14 protein-coding genes and 1 pseudogene are annotated in these 18,374 nt (G+C 71.5%); 9 read left to right on the top strand and 6 right to left on the bottom strand.

Going from position 1 to position 18,374, the window contains the following annotated elements; all coding sequences use genetic code 11:
* The 3 genes and pseudogenes from ACGLYG10_RS01895 to ACGLYG10_RS01885 form a co-directional block, all read right to left on the bottom strand.
* Positions 1–279, bottom strand: a pseudogene (locus tag ACGLYG10_RS01895) (hypothetical protein); the annotation flags it as partial.
* Positions 280–553: 274 nt separating this feature from the next.
* The gene (locus ACGLYG10_RS16125; protein WP_170866428.1) at positions 554–1,159 is read right to left on the bottom strand and encodes a DUF6318 family protein; all 606 of its coding nucleotides are present in this window, start codon (positions 1,157–1,159) and stop codon (positions 554–556) included.
* Between the two features lie 544 nt (positions 1,160–1,703).
* The gene (locus tag ACGLYG10_RS01885; protein WP_073327391.1) at positions 1,704–1,919 is read right to left on the bottom strand and encodes a DUF3107 domain-containing protein; all 216 of its coding nucleotides are present in this window, start codon (positions 1,917–1,919) and stop codon (positions 1,704–1,706) included.
* A gap of 294 nt (positions 1,920–2,213) precedes the next feature.
* Here ACGLYG10_RS01885 and ACGLYG10_RS01880 point away from each other — a divergent pair, with 294 nt between their 5' ends.
* Together ACGLYG10_RS01880 and ACGLYG10_RS01875 are read left to right on the top strand one after the other, a co-directional pair.
* Positions 2,214–5,852: a UrvD/REP family ATP-dependent DNA helicase gene (locus tag ACGLYG10_RS01880; RefSeq protein ID WP_073327389.1), complete on the top strand. Its 3,639-nt coding sequence runs from the start codon at positions 2,214–2,216 to the stop codon at positions 5,850–5,852.
* A complete protein-coding gene (locus ACGLYG10_RS01875) occupies positions 5,849–9,304 on the top strand; it encodes an ATP-dependent DNA helicase (protein WP_073327387.1) in 3,456 nt (1,151 codons plus the stop codon). Before ACGLYG10_RS01880 ends, ACGLYG10_RS01875 begins: the two co-directional genes overlap by 4 nt.
* Here the strand turns inward: ACGLYG10_RS01875 and ACGLYG10_RS01870 are convergent.
* Entirely contained in the window at positions 9,298–10,500 is a 1,203-nt protein-coding gene (locus ACGLYG10_RS01870) for a phosphotransferase (protein ID WP_073327386.1), read from the bottom strand. The two genes, ACGLYG10_RS01875 and ACGLYG10_RS01870, sit on opposite strands and share 7 nt — an antisense overlap.
* Before the next feature lie 275 nt (positions 10,501–10,775).
* On the opposite strand from ACGLYG10_RS01870, the gene ACGLYG10_RS01865 reads away from it, so the two are divergent.
* The 7 genes from ACGLYG10_RS01865 (at position 10,776) to ACGLYG10_RS01835 (ending at position 15,654) form a co-directional block, all read left to right on the top strand.
* Positions 10,776–12,080: a TadA family conjugal transfer-associated ATPase gene (locus ACGLYG10_RS01865; RefSeq protein WP_083565305.1), complete on the top strand. Its 1,305-nt coding sequence runs from the start codon at positions 10,776–10,778 to the stop codon at positions 12,078–12,080.
* Positions 12,080–12,931 (top strand): type II secretion system F family protein, encoded by an 852-nt coding sequence (locus ACGLYG10_RS01860; RefSeq protein ID WP_073327384.1) that lies wholly within the window; start codon positions 12,080–12,082, stop codon positions 12,929–12,931. The genes ACGLYG10_RS01865 and ACGLYG10_RS01860 overlap by 1 nt, the downstream gene beginning before the upstream one ends.
* Complete coding sequence (locus ACGLYG10_RS01855) at positions 12,928–13,857, top strand: type II secretion system F family protein (RefSeq protein WP_073327383.1); 930 nt, start codon at positions 12,928–12,930, stop codon at positions 13,855–13,857. Before ACGLYG10_RS01860 ends, ACGLYG10_RS01855 begins: the two co-directional genes overlap by 4 nt.
* A 109-nt stretch (positions 13,858–13,966) precedes the next feature.
* The gene (locus ACGLYG10_RS01850; RefSeq protein ID WP_073327381.1) at positions 13,967–14,164 is read left to right on the top strand and encodes a hypothetical protein; all 198 of its coding nucleotides are present in this window, start codon (positions 13,967–13,969) and stop codon (positions 14,162–14,164) included.
* Positions 14,165–14,249: 85 nt separating this feature from the next.
* Positions 14,250–14,651: a TadE/TadG family type IV pilus assembly protein gene (locus ACGLYG10_RS01845; RefSeq protein ID WP_073327379.1), complete on the top strand. Its 402-nt coding sequence runs from the start codon at positions 14,250–14,252 to the stop codon at positions 14,649–14,651.
* Positions 14,648–15,169 carry a peptidase T4 gene (locus ACGLYG10_RS01840; protein ID WP_244542528.1) on the top strand — a complete coding sequence of 174 codons (522 nt, stop codon included), beginning with the start codon at positions 14,648–14,650 and terminating at the stop codon, positions 15,167–15,169. The genes ACGLYG10_RS01845 and ACGLYG10_RS01840 overlap by 4 nt, the downstream gene beginning before the upstream one ends.
* Positions 15,166–15,654 carry a glycosyltransferase gene (locus tag ACGLYG10_RS01835; protein ID WP_073327376.1) on the top strand — a complete coding sequence of 163 codons (489 nt, stop codon included), beginning with the start codon at positions 15,166–15,168 and terminating at the stop codon, positions 15,652–15,654. The genes ACGLYG10_RS01840 and ACGLYG10_RS01835 overlap by 4 nt, the downstream gene beginning before the upstream one ends.
* A gap of 85 nt (positions 15,655–15,739) precedes the next feature.
* Here the strand turns inward: ACGLYG10_RS01835 and ACGLYG10_RS01830 are convergent, their stop codons facing one another.
* A complete protein-coding gene (locus tag ACGLYG10_RS01830; RefSeq protein ID WP_073327374.1) occupies positions 15,740–16,798 on the bottom strand; it encodes a LacI family DNA-binding transcriptional regulator in 1,059 nt (352 codons plus the stop codon).
* A gap of 113 nt (positions 16,799–16,911) precedes the next feature.
* Positions 16,912–18,231, bottom strand: a complete 1,320-nt coding sequence (locus ACGLYG10_RS01825) for an anaerobic C4-dicarboxylate transporter family protein (protein ID WP_073327373.1) — start codon at positions 18,229–18,231, stop codon at positions 16,912–16,914.
* Positions 18,232–18,374: the final 143 nt, after the last annotated feature.

Below are 18,374 nucleotides of genomic sequence, written 5' to 3'. Positions count from 1 at the left end.
GATGGTGACCTCGGTGCCGGCGATGGTGGTTGTGAGGGTTTGGGTGTCGGGGTTGGTGTAGACGATGAAGTCTTTGGTCAGTAGTACTTCCGGGCCTGGGGGTTGGCGGGTGATACCGGACCCGTCGGCTAGGAGGGTGGACACGTCGGTGGCGGTGACGGTAATTGCCACCATGGTGCCGTCCGCTGCTTGGGCGGTGGTTGTGGGGGCGGCGTCTGTGTCGCAGTCGGCGGGGTTGAGGAGGAAGGACCCCACACCGGTATTCACGCTGGTTCTCATGCCAATGCAGGCTAGGTAGCGTAGTTGGGCAACTTGGGCGGCATGCTCATTGAATACGCCGCCGACAGCGGTGTTCGCTGCGGCCGGCCCACCCGGCGCAAACGAGAGAACCTGACGAGACGTGCTGCCAGTCACCACCACAGAACTACCGCGCGATTCAGCGCGGTAATCACTGGATGGTGGTGTAGCGGCGGCAGCGCTTGCCGCTGTCGCAGAACTTAGTGTGAGGGCGATTGCCGTAATGGTGCGGAACGTGGGAGTGTGGAATCGCAATTCAATCATCTGCATCCTCGATGTCAACGATTTCTACGCTCCATGTTGAACCTGTCCAATACATCTGGATCAGAAGGATTTCGTCTGCTGCGTTGGTCTGCGCGGACTCTATTCCGTCGCCTGAATGCGACGCATGCCCAGTAAAGCTAGTTTGAATCCGAACGACGTTACGGTTGGGGTCCGCGTCGTCATCCCACCACTCCAGGGGTGTGATCTCCTGCCCCCACGGGTCGGTCCAGCCGCCTGCGTCGTGTAGCTCGGTGACGTTGTTGATTACGCTGTTGCAGAATTCGCAGTTGTCGTCGCTCATGTTCTGCCAGGCGTCCAGGTCGCCGGTGGCATAGACGTAGGGGTAGAGGTTGAGGAAGTATGTGGCTGCGGTGGCTGCGCCTTCGGGGGTGAACTCCGGGGTGTAGGGGGCGGGTGGTTCCATGGCCAGGGCGGTGGCCCGGGCGGCGGCGTCCTCGGGCGAGAGTGTGGGCGTGGCGCTAGCGCTGGCGGTGGCGGGTGGGGTCCAGGTGGGGGTGTAGGTGGTGCGGTTGGCGGCGTTTGCGCAGCCTGCACCCAGTAGGGCGAGGCAGGTGGCCAATGCGGCGGCTCGGCGCACGTGAGCTGCTCGGTGCGCTGGTGTCGGGGTATAGGGGTGTGCGGCGGCACGGGCCTGGGGGTGACTTGGGTTGGGCTGAGCCTGGTGACGTCGCGGAGTGTTGGGGTGTGTGGGCATGTTGGGGGTGGCCTCCTCGTTGAGGGCCCGGGTGGGGTGTCGGCGGTGTGCCGATGCTCCGCAACCGTACCGTGACCCTCACCGTTGTCGCCACCCGGCCCGTGGCCCCTGTGGATAACCCCAGGGCCGGGGCGGTCGGCGGAGCCCGTGGGCCGCCTGGCTGTGCCGACCGGCCCTAGTGACGTTCCACGACCTTGGGGTACATTCCACGACCACCCCGGGGTCGTAAAACGCACCCCAAGGTCGAAAAACGCCGACTGGAGCCCCCGGGACATGCCTCCCGCCAGTCGGCGCGGGCGGCGCGCCCGACCGCCGCCCGCCTGCCCGTACACAAAGGCCGGCGCCCGTCTCCACGGACGGACGCCGACACGGAGGCTTGAATCAGGCGCCGAAGCCGACGCGGCGCCGCACTTACTTAAGGCTTGAGTCAGATCCCGAAGCCGACGCGGCGGGGAGAGGCCTCGCCGATCTCGATGTAGGCGAGCGAACCCGCCGGGATGAACACCTTGCGACCCTTGTCATCGGTCAGGGTGACCGCGGAGGTGGCGGCGTCAGCCACGGCCGCGAGGACCTCCTCTTGGGAGGCAGAGGTCTCCAGCTGGAGTTCGCGAGTCGAGTGCTTGATTCCGATGGTGACCTGCATGGGTACTCCTTGTGTCCAGGACTTGGGTCGCAAAACCCGTAAAGGCAACGGCCCGCGGTGGGGTGTCTGGCCCGATCCTATGGGCCTTGCTGCCGCAAAGGCTTGCCCGGTCCACCACAATCCGGGCCGTTTCGCGCCGCGCGGACAGCACGCCGACGTCGCGGGTGTGAGCCCACGACCGGGACCGGGCTAATGGACCGCCGCGACACGTCCAAGACCGTCGCGCGAAGACCGATACCCAGACGACGTTAAGGGCGTTCCATTCATGTCGGACCCCCGTGGTGAGATGGGCACATGACCAGCCCCACCGGCGCCCCCCGCCTCCTACCCCCGCTCGCGCAGCCCCCGCTGCCCGAGCCGGACGCCTCCGCCGCCCGGGTGCTCGCCCGTGCCACAGACGGCGCGAACCTCGTCGTCCTGGGCGCCCCGGGCACCGGCAAGACCACCACTGCCCTGCGCCTGCTGGTCGAGGCAGTGACCGACCGCCACAAGGAGGCCCTCCTGCTAGCCCCCACGCGCGCCCGCGCCGACCGCCTGCGTGAGCGCGCCTCCCACCTGCTCAGCCTCGCCGGCGCCTCCTCCGGCACGGTCCGGGTACGCACACCCGTCGGCCTGACCCTGACGATCCTGACGACCTCGTTCACCCAGCGTCCCGACCCGCTGCCCGCCCCGGTCCTGCTTGCCGGGGCGGAGGAGGACGCCGCGCTGGCCGGGCTGGTGCCGGGCGCCGACTGGGGGGACCTGCCCGCCGAGGCCGTCGAGTCGCGTGCCTTCCGCACCGAGCTGCGCAACCTGCTGGCCCGTGCCGGTGAACTCGGCGTCACCGCCGAGCAACTCGCCGACCTCGGTGCCGAGCTCAACGTCCCCATCTGGCGGCACGCCGCCCCACTGCTGCGCACCTGGGACGCGCAGGGCCGCCCCAGCGCCGCCAACCGCTCCACCGTCCGCAAGATGGACTCGGCCCGCTTGCAGGACCGCGCCCGCGAGGTCCTGGACACCTGGGACGCCGACGGCGTGCGCGTCCCGCGTCCGGTCCCGGACGTAGTCATCGTCGACGACTACCAGGACTGCACCGCCGCCACTGCCCGCCTCCTGGTAGCGCTCTCCGAGCCCGACGCCGATGGCCACCGCACCCAGATCGTCGCCCTGGGGGATCCCGACGCCGCCGTCGAGGTCTTCCGCGGCGGCAACCCCAGCCTGCTCAATGCCGCCGAGGACCGCTCCGGGCTCGCCGCCGAGCGCCTCATGCTGCGTACGGTCCACCGCGGTACACCCGAGCTGGCCCGGGTCTGGGCCGCGCAGGCCGACCGCATCCCCATCACCGGCACCGCCACTCACCGACACCCCGAGTACGCGAACGGTACGGCTGCTGCCGGCGCATTCGCCGACCGTTCCGCCGCTGCTCCCGCTGCCTCACAGGCGAACCGTGGGGGAGACGAAGGTGACGAAGCGGGATGCGGAGGCGCACCGGATGGGGGGAGTGCGGTCGGCACCGAGCGTCAGCCGGCTCCTCCCAGTGGCGTTGAGACCCTCATCGCCTCCGGCCCGCTCCAGCAGACCGCCCAGATCGCCCGCATCCTGCGCAGCGAGCACGTCCACCACAACACCGCTTGGGACCAGATGGCCGTGATCGTCCGCTCCGCGGGCACCGCCCGCGCGGTCAGCCGCGAACTACGTCATCACGGCGTACCTCTGGCCTCCACCACCCCGGCCGTGCTGCTGCGCGCCGAGCCGGCCGCGGCCGCCATCATCAACGCCTGTCGTGCCGCACTGGCCGGAACCCTCGGAGACGCCGACACCCCGCCCGAGTGGGCCACTGCTTTCGACCTGCTCACCAGCCCCCTGATCGGGCTGACCAACCTGGACCTGCGCCGGCTGCGTCGTCGCCTGCGCGCCGACCGCCCCGCCGAGGCCGGCCGGGATGAGAACCTGCTCGGCGTCCTGGCCACCCCCGCGGCCGCCACCGCCCTGGTCCGCGAGCTTGCCGACGAGCCCCTCGCCGAGCAGGCTATGCGGCTGGAACGTGCGGCGCGCGTCGTCGCGGCCCTGCGGGACGTGGTCGAGGCCGCCCGGGTAGAGCAACGCCTGATCGACGCCGAGGCGCTCATGTGGACGGCCTGGCAGGCCTCGGACTGTGCGGAGGCGTGGCGCGCCATGGCGCTGGCGCCGCATGCCACGCGCGCCGCCGCGCTCACGGCCGAGGCGGCCGAACATGACCTGGACGTGGTTACCGTGCTGTTCAAACGGGCCGAGGTGTGGGCCGAGCGCCACCCCGGTGCTGCGGCAGGCGACTTCTTGAACGAGCTCGCGGCGGAGGTACTGCCCTCGGACACGGTGGCCCCGCAGGGCATCCGCCCGCCCGGCGTCGCCGTCCTGACCCCCGCCGCCGCGGCCGGAGCCCAGTGGGAGGTGGTCGTCGTCGCCGGGCTGGAGCGGGACGCGTGGCCCGACCTGCGGCTGCGCGACGGATTGACCCGCTCCGGCCTGCTGGTCGACGCCGTCACCGGCCGCCTGCCGGAGGCTGATGGTAGACGGTCGGCCGACCAGGACCCGACCGAGGCCCGCAGCCAGGTCCGCGGTGACGAGCGGCGCATGTTCCTGTCCGCCATCTCCCGCGCCGGCCGCCGCCTGATCGTCACCGCGGCGCTGGACGGAGACTGCGCACCCTCCTCCTTCCTGCTCGAGGTCGCCGAGGCGACCGGGCAGACGCTCTTCGACGACGACGGCGAGCTCGAGCCCCGGCCGGATGTTGCCGACCTGACCCTGCCGGGCCTCGTGGGGGAACTGCGCGCCGCAGCCGTAGCCGGCCGCCTGGAGCGGGCAGACGCCGGTGCTCGCGCCCGCGGCCGACAGGCCGAACAGCTGCTGGCCGCGCTCGCCCGCGACGGCGTCAGCGCCGCCGACCCCGCCAACTGGGCCGGCCTGGGGCAGCCGACCTCCACCGCCCCCCTGGTCGGCGCGGGTCAAGAGGTCCGCATCAGCCCCTCCGACGTGGACGCCATCAGCCAATGCCCGCTGAAATGGTTCCTCCAGCGCAACGGCGGCGGTACCGGCACCAGCGATGCCCAGAGGATCGGCATGCTCGTGCACGGCCTGGCTGAGCGCGCCGAACGGGAGGGACTGCGCGGAGAGGTGCTGCGCCAGGCCTTGGAGGACGCGCTGCCGGAGTTGGGCTACCCGGACACCTGGCTCGGTAACCTCGCGCGGCAGCGCGTGCGCGACATGATCGACCGGCTCAACGCCTACCTCGGCTCGGCCCCCGCCCCCGCCCTGGTGGAGCAGACGGTGGACGTCCACCTGGATCTGCCCGTGCCCGAGGACGGCGATGAGGAAGGCATCGCTGCTGGGGATGGCGAGCCCGTGGCGCGCGCCGACGGCGGGCGCGCGGCCGGTGCCGGGTTCCCGGCCGACGGCGGTGAGCCCACGGGCGGTGGGCCCGTGGCCGCGGGCGAGCGGATACCGGTGCGCATACGCGGGCGCATCGACCGCCTGGAGTTCCTCGACGGCACCCCGCCCGACCCGTCCGCGGACGGTGTGCTCCCCGCCGGGCAGGGGCAGCGCGTGCGCGTCATCGACTTCAAGACCGGCAGAACCGCGCCTACACAGAAGAGTTCGGCCCGCAACGCGCAGCTAGCCACCTACCGCATGGCGCTGGCCGCTCTCGGTTACCGGGTAGACGGTTCGGCTTTGGCATTCCTGGCGGAAGAACCCCGGAAGACAACGGCCACTCCGTACCTGGTGCCCAGCGGCGTTGTGCTTGACCCCAGCCCTGACCCTGACACCGGGCAGGAGTGGGACTTGGAACTGCTCGCCCGCGCCGCACTGGATATCTCGGGCCCGACTCTGCCCGCGCGTAGCGGGGATGCCTGCGAACTGTGCGCCTTCAGGACCTCCTGCCCCGTCAACCCCGAAGGAAGGAGGACCGTGGCATGAGCGCCGCCAACCTCACCCCCGAAGTCCTCGCCGAGAAGCTCGACCTGCCCCGCCCCACCGCGGAGCAGTCGGAGATCATGGGCTACGAGCTGCGGCCCCTGCTGGTGGTTGCCGGCGCCGGCAGCGGCAAGACCGCCACCATGAGCCAGCGCGTCGTCCACCTGGTCGCCACCGGTGTCGTCCGCACCGACCAGGTGCTAGGACTGACCTTCACCCGCAAGGCCACCGCCGAGCTGGCCGAGCGCGTCTCCGTCCGCCTCGCCCAGCTGGCCGAGAGCGGCGTCATCACCGGCGTCGACGACTCGCCCGAGCCGACGGTGGCCACCTACGACTCCTTCGCCGGTTCGCTCGTGCGCGAATACGGCCTGTACGTCGGCGCCGACCCGGACGCCACCCTGATCACCGAGGCGCGCAAGTGGCAGATCGTCACCGACATTCTCGAGCGGCGCACTGACCCGCTGCCCATCGACAAGCTCTCCACGGCTGTCAAGACCGTGCTTGACGCGGACAACGCCCTGTCCACGAATCTGCTCAGCATTGAGGACGCCCGCGAGCAGCTGACAGATCTGCACGAGTTGTTTTCCGGCCTAATTGGCACGAAAGGGCTGAAGACGGCATTCAAAGGCACGACCGACGCCACGGAGGCCTGGCTGGGCGCGCTCGACGCCGTACAGGACTTCCGCGACTACAAGCGCCGGCACGGGCTGGTCGACTTCGGCGACCGGCTGGCGCTGGCCTGCCGCATCGCCGAAGAGGTACCCGACGCCGTGGCGGCCATGCGCGCGCAGTACCCGGCGGTGCTGCTGGACGAGTTCCAGGACACCTCCGTCGCCCAGGTGCGGCTGCTGGCCGCCCTGTTCGCGGACCAGGGCGTCACCGCCGTCGGCGACCCGAATCAGGCGATCTACGGTTGGCGCGGTGCCAGCGCCGGCGCGCTGGACACCTTCCACGACCGCTTCAACCCCTCCGGCGTGCAGGCCGTCGCCGGCGGCGGCAACCCGGAAGTCGAGACGCCGGTGCTGCAGCTGTCCACCGCCTGGCGTAACGACTCCGCTGTCCTCGCCGCCGCTAACGTTGTCTCCAAGCCGCTGCGCAACCCCGAGTATCAGCCCGGTGATGCCCTGGTCAGCCACGTCCCGGTCCGCGAATTGCAGGAGCGTTCGGCCGCCGATGGCCTGGGCGCCGGGCAGGTGCTCGCCGCTTTTCTCACGGACCCACTGCAGGAGGCCAACGCCGTCGCCGACTTCATGCAGGAGCGCTGGCGCCCCGACGCCGAGTTGGCCGTCCTGTGCCGCGCCCGCAGCCAGATGGTGCCGGTGGCCGAGGCGCTTGAAGCCCGTGGAGTGCCCTACGAGGTGGCGGTGTCGGGCGGCATGCTCTCCATCCCCGAAGTGGCGGACATGCGGGCCCTGCTGGCCGTGGCCGCCGATCCCGAACGCGGCGACCGACTCATGCGCCTGCTTACGGGAGCCGACATCGGCGCCGCCGACCTGCGGGCCCTGCAGGGCTTCGCTCGCGAACTCGCGCGCCAGCGCGACTGGGCCGACGGTGCCGGTGCGGACGCGCGGTCAGGCGGCGGCGTGGCACGAGCCGGGGACATACGTGCCGAGGGCGCTGAATCTGCAAGCGGTGGAGGCGGCTCAACGGAGCTAGAGGAGGCGGCCCTGTCCGAGGCGCTCGAGGAACTCGCCCGCCGCGACGACGCCGCCCGCGCCTCCGGTGCCCGGCGTGCCGGGGGGCCGGGCAGGCCGACGGTGAGCCCGGCGGTCGCGGGCCTCAGCGAGACGGGACGCCAGGCGGCCGTGCGGATCGCCCGGGCGCTGCGTCGCGTACGGGGCGCGCTCGCGCTGTCACTGCCGGACCTGGTGGCCGTGGCCGAGCAGGCCCTGGGGCTGGACGTTGAACTGGCGGCCCGCGTCGGCAACCGCATGGGGCGGCGCGGCCTGGACGCCTTCCGGGCCGCCGCCGAGCAATACGCCGCCGACGTCGAAGTTCCCACCGTCTCCGGGTTCCTGGAGCTGCTCGATTACGCGGAGTCGGAAGAGCGGGGACTGGAAGCGCCCGAGGTCGAGCCCGAACCCGGCGCCGTGCAGATCATGACCGTCCACGGCGCCAAGGGACTGGAGTGGGACCATGTGGCCGTTATCGGACTGGCCGAGACCTCGTTCCCCTCATACCGGGCCAAGCATGTTCCCGCGGACAAGAGAGTGCGTGCGAATGGGTGGATGACCTCCAAGCGGGAGTTCCCCTACCCGCTGCGCTCCGACGCCGACCAGCTACCGCCCTTCGAACTTGGTGACATTGGTGTTCCCCTGGGTGAGGGCGTGAATCTCAGCAACGATGAGAAGAGCGAGATCAAGGAACTCAGGGAGCAGTACCGGCTCGCGCTTGGGCGTCACCTGGTTGCCGAGGAGCGTCGTCTCGCCTACGTGGCCGTCACGCGGGCCCGGCATGACGTGCTGCTGACCGGTTCGCACCTGGTCAAGACCGGCGACACGCTCAAACCTGCCTCCCGGTTCCTGACCGAGCTGCAGCAGGCGGGGCTGCTTGCCGAGTTCGGCCCCGGCTTCATCGACGCGCCTAAGGACGCCGTCAACCCCGTCGGGGTCGCGCAGGCGTCCTGGCCGGTTACGCACCCGGCCGCCCCTGGTTCGGAGCGGGCCGCGCGCATCGCCGTCGCCGAGGCCGTCGGCCGCGCCATGGCGGCCCCCACCGCAGCCTCCGCGGGCGAGGCCCTCCGCGGCGGGCATCCCACGGGGGATGGCGCCACCGACGGGCGCGTGGCCCGCTGGTGGGAGGACGCCCGGCTACTGCTGGCCGAGCGCGACGCCGCCGCGGCCGAAGCCCCCACGGTCCGCCGGCCCGCCCACCTGGCCGCCACCCGGCTGGCCGACCTGCGCGACGATCGAGACGGCTTCGCACTCGACCTGCGCCGCCCCCTGCCGTCCCAGCCTCAATCCGCCGGGCGCCTGGGCACCGTCTTCCACGACGCCATCGCCCAGCGCCTGAGCAGCCGCGGCACTTTGTTCAGCCTGCAAGACGCCGGCGTCCCGGACACGCTCGCCGACTCCGACCGCAAGCGTGTGGAGCGCTGGCTCAAGGTCGCCGCCGAGCATCCGCTGCTAGACGGCTACGAGCTGGTGACCACTGAGGATTCCCTTGAACTCACCCTCGGCGACACCACGCTGCGCTGCCGCATCGACGCCATCTTCCAGCGCCCCGGCAGCGAACATTTCCTGGTGGTCGACTGGAAGACCGGCCACCAACGCGTGCCGGTGGACCAGCTCAGCGTGTACGTGCACGCCTGGGCCGCGAAGAAGCAGATCCCCACCGACCAGATCCGCGCCGCCTACGTCTACGTCGCGGACGGCGGAGAAGTCGACGAACTGGGCGAGGAGGCCTTCCTCTCGCTGGAGGAGATTCGGCGCAGCGTGGACCTGCAGGCTCAATGAGCGTCTGAGCCGTCCCCATCGGCTTCTGCGTCGGTACCGTCGTCGACGCCCTCGTAGTCGGCGTCTTCGTCGGCGTCCTCCTCGACCAGCACCATCTTGACCTCGCTGGTGGTGGCCTCCGGCTCGGCCGGCTCCTTGACCCCGGGCACGGGCGCCAGGCGCGGGCCGGTCTGCTCCACCAGCGGCTCATCCCCGACCTGGTCGGCCAGGTCCGTCAGCATTGCCACGGCATCGTCAATGATCGAGTCGCTGCCGGTGCGCACCCCGTGCCTGAGCCACTCGGCCAGGCTCAGTTCACTGACCAGCTCCGCCCGGTCGCGCAGGTGCCGGTCGACGCCCTCGGTGCGCGCCAAGTCGTAGGCGGACTCGATCGAGTCCAGGCAGTCCACGGGCACGGAGGCGTACACCCACGCCATGTCCTCGGCCGGGTCGCCCACATGCGCCTGGCCCAGCCCGCGCACGGCCACCACCGCGCCGCCCGCCGTCAGTACGTTCTCCGGCGCCAGGTCCCCATGCACCACCACCGGCCGGAAGCGCCACAGGGCCGTGTCCTCCAGCGCCACCTCCCACCGGGCCAGCAGCGACGGCGGCACCTTGCCGGTCCCGGCGGCGTCGTCGAGCAGGTTCAGCCAACGGGTGCGCACGTCGTCGGCGTCGTAGACGGGCAGGCCCGCCTCGGATACCACCGTGGTGGGCAGGTCGTGCAACTCGCCCAGCGCCTTGCCCAGCCCCGCGGACAGCCCCGGCCCCGGGCGCAGCGAATCGATGTCAATGGGCCGCCCCTCCAGGTGGGAGCGCACCTGAATGTAACTGCCTTCCAGCCGCAGCGTGCCGGCGGGGCGGGGCACGTCGAAGGACAGTCGGCCGTCGTCGACGATCCTCCCGATGCGTCGCAGTACCTCGGCCTCCGCCTCCAGGGTCGCGCCGGTTGCGTCCGCGTGGGTCTCCAGCACCTCCCAGTGGCGGCCCCGGGTGTCGACGACGCCGACCACCCGCAGGTCGGCGGAGCGCTCCTGAGGCAGGGCCAGGCGTGCGGGGTCCAGTCCGGGCACGGCTACCGCGGCCAGGGCCGCCAGGGCCAGTGGCGAGCGCTCGCGGGCGGACTCCGCGTCGGGCGCGGACCCACCCGACGTGGCGGTGCGAGGCGACTCGGAGGCGGAAGCGGGGGTGGACGGTCCGGCGGGCGGCTGTGACATGACTCCACCGTAAGCGAGGAACCCGCCGGACGGGGTGGCGCCGCGCCCCGGCGGCCGCCCACCATTCAGGCGATTGCCAGACGGCTGTCACCGTTGATGCCCCCGCGCCGGCGGCCGGAGTTTTCCACAGGCCGCTGAGACGGAGTGGCGTCGATGCGCAGTTGTGACCTATGGTCGCGGCGTGGCACTGCTCAACGCCGAGTCAGCGCCACGCAAGACACCCGCTGGCGAGCGCCTCGCCAGCGCCCAAGCAACCATCAACCGTTAGGCCCGCCATGGATGCCGCAGCCCTGCTGCACTCCGAAATCCGCGAACTCGTCCGCCGCCGCGGCGTCGACCCGCTCACGGACGCCCCCGGCCTGGAGGCCCTCGTCGCCGAGGCCAGCGCCGACTACCTCGCCCGCGCCGACGCCGGCCTGGTCCCGCCCCTGCCCGACCCCGACGACGCCGGCGCTCGCGCCGTCGACGCGTTGGCCGGCCTAGGCCCACTGCAGCGCTACCTGGACGACGACACGGTGGAGGAGATCTGGTGCAACGCCCCCGGCCGCGTGTTCATCGCCCGCGCCGGCCGTCCCGAACTGACCACCACCCTGCTGGAGGATGAGGAGTTGCGCGTCCTGGTGGAGCGGATGCTGCGCGCCTCCGGGCGCCGTCTGGACCTGGCCAGCCCCTTCGTGGATGCCCAACTGCCCGGCGGCGAACGCCTGCACGTGGTCATCCCACCCATCACCTCCCACCACTGGGCGGTCAACATCCGCAAGCACACCTCTCGGGCCGCGCGCACCAGCGACCTGGTGCGGATGGGGTCACTGACCGCGCACGCCGCCGCCTTCCTGGACGCCTCCGTGCAGGCCGGGTTGAACATCCTCGTCTCCGGCGCCACCCAGGCCGGCAAGACCACCATGGTGCGGGCCCTGGCCGGCGCCATCCCCGCCGGGCAGCGGGTGATCACGTGCGAGGAGGTCTTCGAGCTGGCGCTGCGCAATCGGGACTGCGTGGCCATGCAGACCCGCGCCGCCAACCTGGAGGGGACCGGCGAGATCAACCTGCGGCGCCTGGTCAAGGAGGCGCTGCGCATGCGTCCGGACCGGCTGCTGATCGGCGAGGTGCGCGAGGCGGAGGCCCTGGACCTGCTGATCGCCATGAACTCCGGCATGCCGTCTATGTCGACATTGCATGCCAACTCCGCCCGGGAGGCGATCGTCAAGATCTGCACGCTGCCGCTGCTGGCGGGAGAGAATGTCTCCGCAGGGTTCGTCGTCCCCACGGTGGCCGGCGCCGTCGACCTGGTGGTCCACCTGGACCTGGGCGCCGACGGCCACCGCCAGGTGCGGGAGATCGCCGCCCTGTCCGGGCGGGTGGAGAACGGCACCATCGAGATGTCCGACGTCTTCCACCGCGACGACGCCGGCCGGCTGGTGCGTGGCCCGGGGCTGCCGCGCGCCGCCGAACGCTATGCCCGCGCCGGCCACGACCTGGCCGCCCTGCTCACCGGTAACGCAGTGGGGTCCCATCCGGGCCTGCGCGCCGGGGCCGGCGGGCGTACCGGGACGGCGGGGGCCGCGGGGGAGTGGTCCTGATGGGCGCCGTAGCCGGGCTGCTGGGCGGCAGCGGCATCATCCTGATCTGGCTCGCCCTGACCAGCGAGCCGCCCCAGTGGCGTTCGGCCCGCCAACGGCACCTGGCGGACCTGCTCGTGCAGGCCGGCGTCGGCCGCACCAGTCCCGCCCTGTTCGTCACCGGCAGTCTCGGGCTCGGACTCGTGGTCGCCCTGATCTTCCTGGGGGTCTCCCGTGCCTGGCCGATCGCGGCCGCCTTCGGCGCCATCGCCGCCGGCGCACCGTTGCTGGTGGTCTCCTCCCGAGCCCGCACCCGCCGCACCAACCTGCGCGAGGTCTGGCCGGAGGCCGTCGACACGCTGGTGTCGGGCGTGCGCGCCGGCATGAGCCTGCCCGAGGCACTGGCCAACCTCGGTGAGCGCGGACCCGAACCGATCCGGGAGGAGCTGCGCGCCTTCGGCGTCGACTACGCCACCACCGCCCGCTTCGACCAGTCCCTGGACCGGCTCAAGGCCCGCTTCGCCGACCCGGTGGCCGACCGCATCGCGGAGGCCCTGCGGCTGGCGCACGAGGTCGGCGGCAACGACCTGACCACCCTGTTGCGTTCGCTGTCGCGGATGCTGCGGGAGGACCTGCGCACCCGCGGCGAGTTGGAGGCCCGCCAGTCCTGGACCGTCAATGGGGCGCGGGTGGCGGTGGCCGCGCCGTGGATCGTGCTGGCACTGCTGTCCACCCGCCCCCAGGCGGCCGCCGCCTACGCCACCGCCACCGGCGCCCTCATGCTCGCCGTCGGCGGGGTGGTGACCGTGATCGCCTACCGGCTCATGCTGCGGCTCGGGCGCCTGCCCGAGGAAGATCGGGTGCTGCGATGAGTCCCGGCTTCGCCGGCGCCCTGGCCGGGCTGCTCGCCGCCTGCGGCATCCTCGCCGTCATCGAGGCCGTGCGGCGCCACCGCCCCACCCTCGCCTCCCGCCTGGAGCCATATGTGCACCCACGCTCGGCCGCCTCGCGGCTACTGGTCGGCGCGCCGGCCGCGGACGGGCAGACCGTCAGCGCCGTGCTGCTGGGTACGGTCACCCGCCTGGGCGGCCTGCTGGAGGCGATCGGCTCCTCGGCCGACTCGGTGCGTCGGCGCCTGGCCCGCTCCGGGACCGGCCTGACCTATGAGGAACTGCGCACCCAACAACTGTTGTGGGCGGTGGCCGGGCTCGCCGTCGCCGCCGGGAGCGGACTGGCGCTGTCGCTCCTCTGGCGGGTCAACGTGCCGCTGCTGATCGTGCTGGCGCTGCTGGCCGGCGTCGGCGGGGCGGCCGCCCGCGACTGGTGGCTCACCCGCACCGTGACTCGGCGCTGTGAGCGCATTGAGGCGCAACTGCCCGACGTCGTCGAACTGCTTGCGCTCGTGGTCGGGGCCGGGCAGGGACCTGTCGCGGCCATCGAGCGGGTCGCGCGCGTGGGCCACGGCGAACTCGTGGAGGAACTGGAAGTCACCCTCGCCGACGTTCGTTCGGGCACCGTACTGTCCAGCGCCCTGGCCCACCTGGAGCAGCGGGTCGGTTCCCTGCAGGTCACCCGCCTGTCGGAGGTGATCGCCGTCGCCCTTGAGCGCGGCACCCCGCTGGCGGACGTGCTGCGCGCCCAGGCCGCCGACGCCCGCGAGGCCTCCCGACGCGCCCTGATGGAGGAGGGCGGGCGCCGCGAGATCGCCCAGATGGTGCCCGTCGTCTTCCTGATCCTGCCCATCACCGTCGTCTTCGCCCTCTTCCCGGGCCTGTTTGTGCTGCGGATCGGCCTATGAGCTGACTCCCCGCGCCGGTCGCGCCGCGCGCCCGCGGATTCCGGGCCGCCCGAAACCTCCCCACCGCCAGACCCTCATCCACCACCCCTCCACGGAAACGGAGAATCCCATGCAAACTCTCAAGCGCCTCAGTATTCGCCTGCAAACCCGGCTCCACCACTTGGACGACGAGCGCGGTGACGTCCCCGGCTGGGTGCTGGTCACCCTCATGACCGCGGGGCTGGTCGTCGCCCTGTGGGCGGTGGCCGGCCCGGCCCTGATCCAGGTGTTCAACGACGCCATCGCCAAGGTCTCCGGTGCCATCTGAACGGCCGGGCCGGTGCGCCCGCGGGCACGTCGGGCGCGGTGACGCGGACGGGCCCGGCGGCCGGCACCGGCCGGATGCCCGCCGCATGGCCACCGAGCGCGGCTCGGCCGTAGTCGACTTCGTGCTCGTCGGCGTGCTCGTCGTCGCCGTGTCGGTGGCGCTGCTCCAGCTCGCCCTCGGCCTGCACGTGCGCAACCTGCTCACCGACGCCGCCGGGGAGGGCGCCCGCCGCGCCGCGCTGGTCGGCGGCACCACCGCCGAGGCGGATGCGCGCGTGCGCGCCCTGGCCGACGCGGCACTCGCCGACGGCTACGTCGACGCCGTGAACGTCACCCGCACCCGGGTCGACGGCGTGACGGTGGTACGCGTGGACGTGACCGCCCCACTGCCGGTGTTGGGCCTGCTCGGCCCCGGCGGGGCGCTGCACGTCACCGGGCACGCCGTCGACGAGGCCGTCCTCGTGGGCGTGGACGGAGACGAACCATGAACCGGCGCGCGCAAAGCCGGCCGCACACGCCGGTCGAGCCGTCGGGGAGGCGTTGGTCTGGTCGCCGGGCCCCCGGTCTGCGTCTCCGCCGGGCCGGACGGCGGGGCGAGCCGGAGGCCGGCAACGCCGCGGTGGAGTTCATCGGGTGGACGGTGGTGCTGGTGGTGCCCGTGGTGTATCTGCTCGTCGCCCTCGCCCAAGTGCAGGCCGCTTCCTTCGCCGTGGCCTCCGCCGCCGACGCCGCCAGCCGCATCCTGGAGGTCGAGCCGGGGGAGACCGCCGTGGCTCACGCGCGTGTGGCCGTGAGCCTGGCCCTGTCCGACCAGGGCGTTGACGCCGACCCCGCCACCGCCCTGAGCGTGGGCTGCGCGGACGCCGCCTGCACCGGGGCGGTGGTACGCGTACAGGCGGGCGTGGACCTGCCGGTGCTCGCGTCGGCCGGGGTGGGGCGGGACGTCGTCGTCGTGGATGCCGAGCGCGCCGTCACCCTTGCCGTCAGCAAGGGAGGCGCACCATGATCTCGCGGGAGCGCTGCCGGGCCGCCGCCGCCCGGGTGCGCCGGACGGCCGCCGCGGAGGACGGGCAGACCCTGCTGCTGGGCGTCGGGCTGGTCGCCGTCGTCGCCGCACTGATTCTGGCGCTCGCCTCCGCCAGCGCCGTCTACCTGGACCTGAAGACCCTCACCTCGCTGGCGGACTCGGCCGCGGCCGCCGCTGCGGATGCGATCGACGACGCCTCCTACTTCGCCGGAGACTCCACCACGGCCGGCCCCGGCACGCTGTCGGCCGTGGGCGTGCGGGCCGCGGCCGCCGCCGACCTGGCCGGACAACCGGTCGAGCTGACCGGGGTGCAGATCACGGAGGCCGCCAGTCCCGACGGTGCCACCGCCGTCGTCACCCTGACCGCGCATTCCCAGCCGCCCTTCCTGCCCTGGGGCGTAATCCCCGCAGCGGGCTTCACGATCACCGCCACCGGCACCGCCCGGGCCACCACCAACATGTGAAGGCGCGGGGCCGAATTTCCGGATTCGGCATAAACGGGTCCGAAGCGGCCAAGAGCCGTTTCCGGATCGTTGGAATCAAGCCGTTTTATGGGCGAGCAGAGAGTGCGCGCCCGACGTTCCCGCCGGATTTGGACATTCTTCGGTGGGCGAGAGAGGTGGAGGAGCTACGGGGGATCAGGGTCGGGGTGGCGACGCGGTTAACCACTTGTGAATCGCCACTGGTCTGCGCGGCGAGCAGATCGAGTGCCCCGGCGGCGATCAGGTCGAAAGGCACACGCACCGTCGTCAGTGGCACGGTCAGTTGGCCGGCCAGCGGGGTGTCGTTATAGCCGACGACGCTCAAGTCCTTCGGGACGGAGCGTCCCAACGTCTTGGCCGCGGACAGCGTCCCCATGGCAAGGGAGTCATTGGCGGCGAAGACGGCGGTGATTCCCGGCGCCTCGCTGAGCACGGCTGTCGCCGCCGCGCTGCCGTCTGTGAAGCCGAAGCCGCAGTGGCGGACGTACGCCTCAGGGACCGGCACATCTGCCTCCGCCATGGCGCGGCGGTAGCCGGCCAAGCGCTGCCTGGCGGTGGAGGCGAAGTCGGGCCCGGGAAGCACTGCGACTTTGGTGTGCCCGAGGTCGAGCAGGTGGCGGGTTGCGAGATACCCGCCGAGCTCGTCGTCGCATACGGAGGAGGGTGAAATGTCGTCGGTGCGCAGTGCGAGCACATGCGGCACACCGCGTTCACGCAGGGAACTGGGCAGAGGATCATCAAGCCGAGCGGTGGCGAGTACGAGGCCGTCGACGCGCCGGGCCAGTAGCGAGTCCACGGCGTGGGCCTCGGCGGCGGAGTCGTCGCCGCACACGGATACGAGTGCGAACAATCCCCGAGCGGCCGCCGCTGAGAAGATCGCCTCGAACAGCAGCGCCATCACGGTGTCGGACAGCCGCGGCACCAGCACCCCGACGGTGCCGGTGTCGCCGCGTCGCAGTGCGGAGGCTGCGGCGTCGCGCCGGTATCCGAGCCGTTCGGCCGCCTCCCTCACTCGCTTGGCGGAGGCGGAGCGTGAGGTCGGAAGTCGTTCGTCCAGGATGCGGGAGGCCGTAGAGATGGACACGCCAGCTGCTGCGGCGACGTCCTTAAGGGTGACGGTCTTCACGGTGTGCCTCCTGGTCGGCTGATCGCATCGTAGCTGCGCGACTCGCAGACGAGGAGACGGACCCGCGGCACCCAAGGACGTCGCGGGTCCGTCTCGGACAGGGCTACTCGTGATCAAACGACGACGGCGGCCAGTGCGAAACCGTAGAGCACGCTCAGCCCCGTCGCCATGAGGCCCGGGACTAGGAAGGGGTGGTCGAAGAAGTGTGTGCCGAGCCGCGTCGAGCCGGTGTCATCGAGGTCCACCGCCGCCAACAGCGTCGGATAGGTGGGCAGGATGAACAGGGATGAGGTCGCCGGGAAGCAGGCGACCACGGTCGCCGGAGCCACACCGATCGCCAGCGCGGTGGGGAACAGCGCCCGCGTGGAGGCGGCCTGCGAGTACAGCAATGAGGAGGCAACTACCACCAAGATGGCGAACAGCCAGGGCTTGCCGGCGAGCGCGTCACCCAGGTGGGCTTGGATCCACTCCTGGTTGGCGGTCATAAAGGTGGTACCCAGCCAAGCGACACCGAGGATACAGGCGCAGGCGTTCATACCGGTGCGGAAGATTGACGAGCCCGGTATCGCCTTCGGATCTGCGCGGCAGGCCACGATGATCGCCCCGGCGGCTGCAAGCATGACGGAGATACGGCACTGTCCGGCGTCCATAACGGGCTCGGAGATCAGGCCCACCTTCTCGGAGATGGCAATGGAGTAGGCGAGCACCACAACCAGGGCGATCAGGAAGATCAGCACCGACAGCTTGGCGCCCGGGCGCAGTTCGCGGACCTCGTGCTTAGGCGGGGTGATCTCGCCAGCGGCGAGGCGGCGCCGATACTCCGGCACGACATCGAGTCGGTCCGTCCCGCGCGCCTTGTCCCAGAACATGAATACCAGTGCGGTAGTCATCGTGCCTAGGAAGGTGGCGGGGATCGACACCAGAATCAGGTCGATGAAGGTCCACCCGGAATTCGTCTCCTCAAGTTGGCCAGAGAGGAACACCACGGCGGCGGAGATCGGGGAGGCGGTGATGCCAAGCAGCGATCCGGCCACGCCGACCGCCAGCGGGCGGGTGGGGCGGATGTTGTTCTCCTTGGCGACCTCCACGATCACCGGCATGGTCGCGAAGGACACCTGTCCGGTGGAGGCGGCGAAGGTGAGCAGGTAGGTAACCAGGGGCGCCAGCAGGGCGAGGTACTTGGGGTGGGCACGCAACAGCCGGTCGGTGAGATTGACCAGGTAGTCGAGCCCGCCGGCCACCTGCATGGCCGAGGCCGCATAGATCACCACCATGATGAACACGATCACCTGCATGGGCAGGTCGCCGGGGGTGGCACCGAGCAGGCCGAGGACCACCACGCCGGCTCCGCCGGCGAAGGCAATGCCGATGCCGCCGATTCTGGCGCCGATGATGATGAAGGCAACGAAGACGAGGAACTGCAGAAGGATCACGGCCTACTCCATTGTGGGCGGTGGGTGGGGGGAGGAACGCGGCACGGGGCGTGATCACCATCGGCACCGATCGTGATGGGACACACTTGGTGTGGGGCGGCCGCGGGGCGTGGCGGTCGCGGGAATAAGGCCGCGACCGCCAC

Origin of the sequence: Actinomyces glycerinitolerans (genome assembly GCF_900098745.1) — a bacterium.
Classification (GTDB): domain Bacteria; phylum Actinomycetota; class Actinomycetes; order Actinomycetales; family Actinomycetaceae; genus Actinomyces; species Actinomyces glycerinitolerans.
The sequence above is the reverse complement of the archived record's forward strand: the minus strand, read 5'-3'. Positions and strand labels throughout refer to the sequence as shown.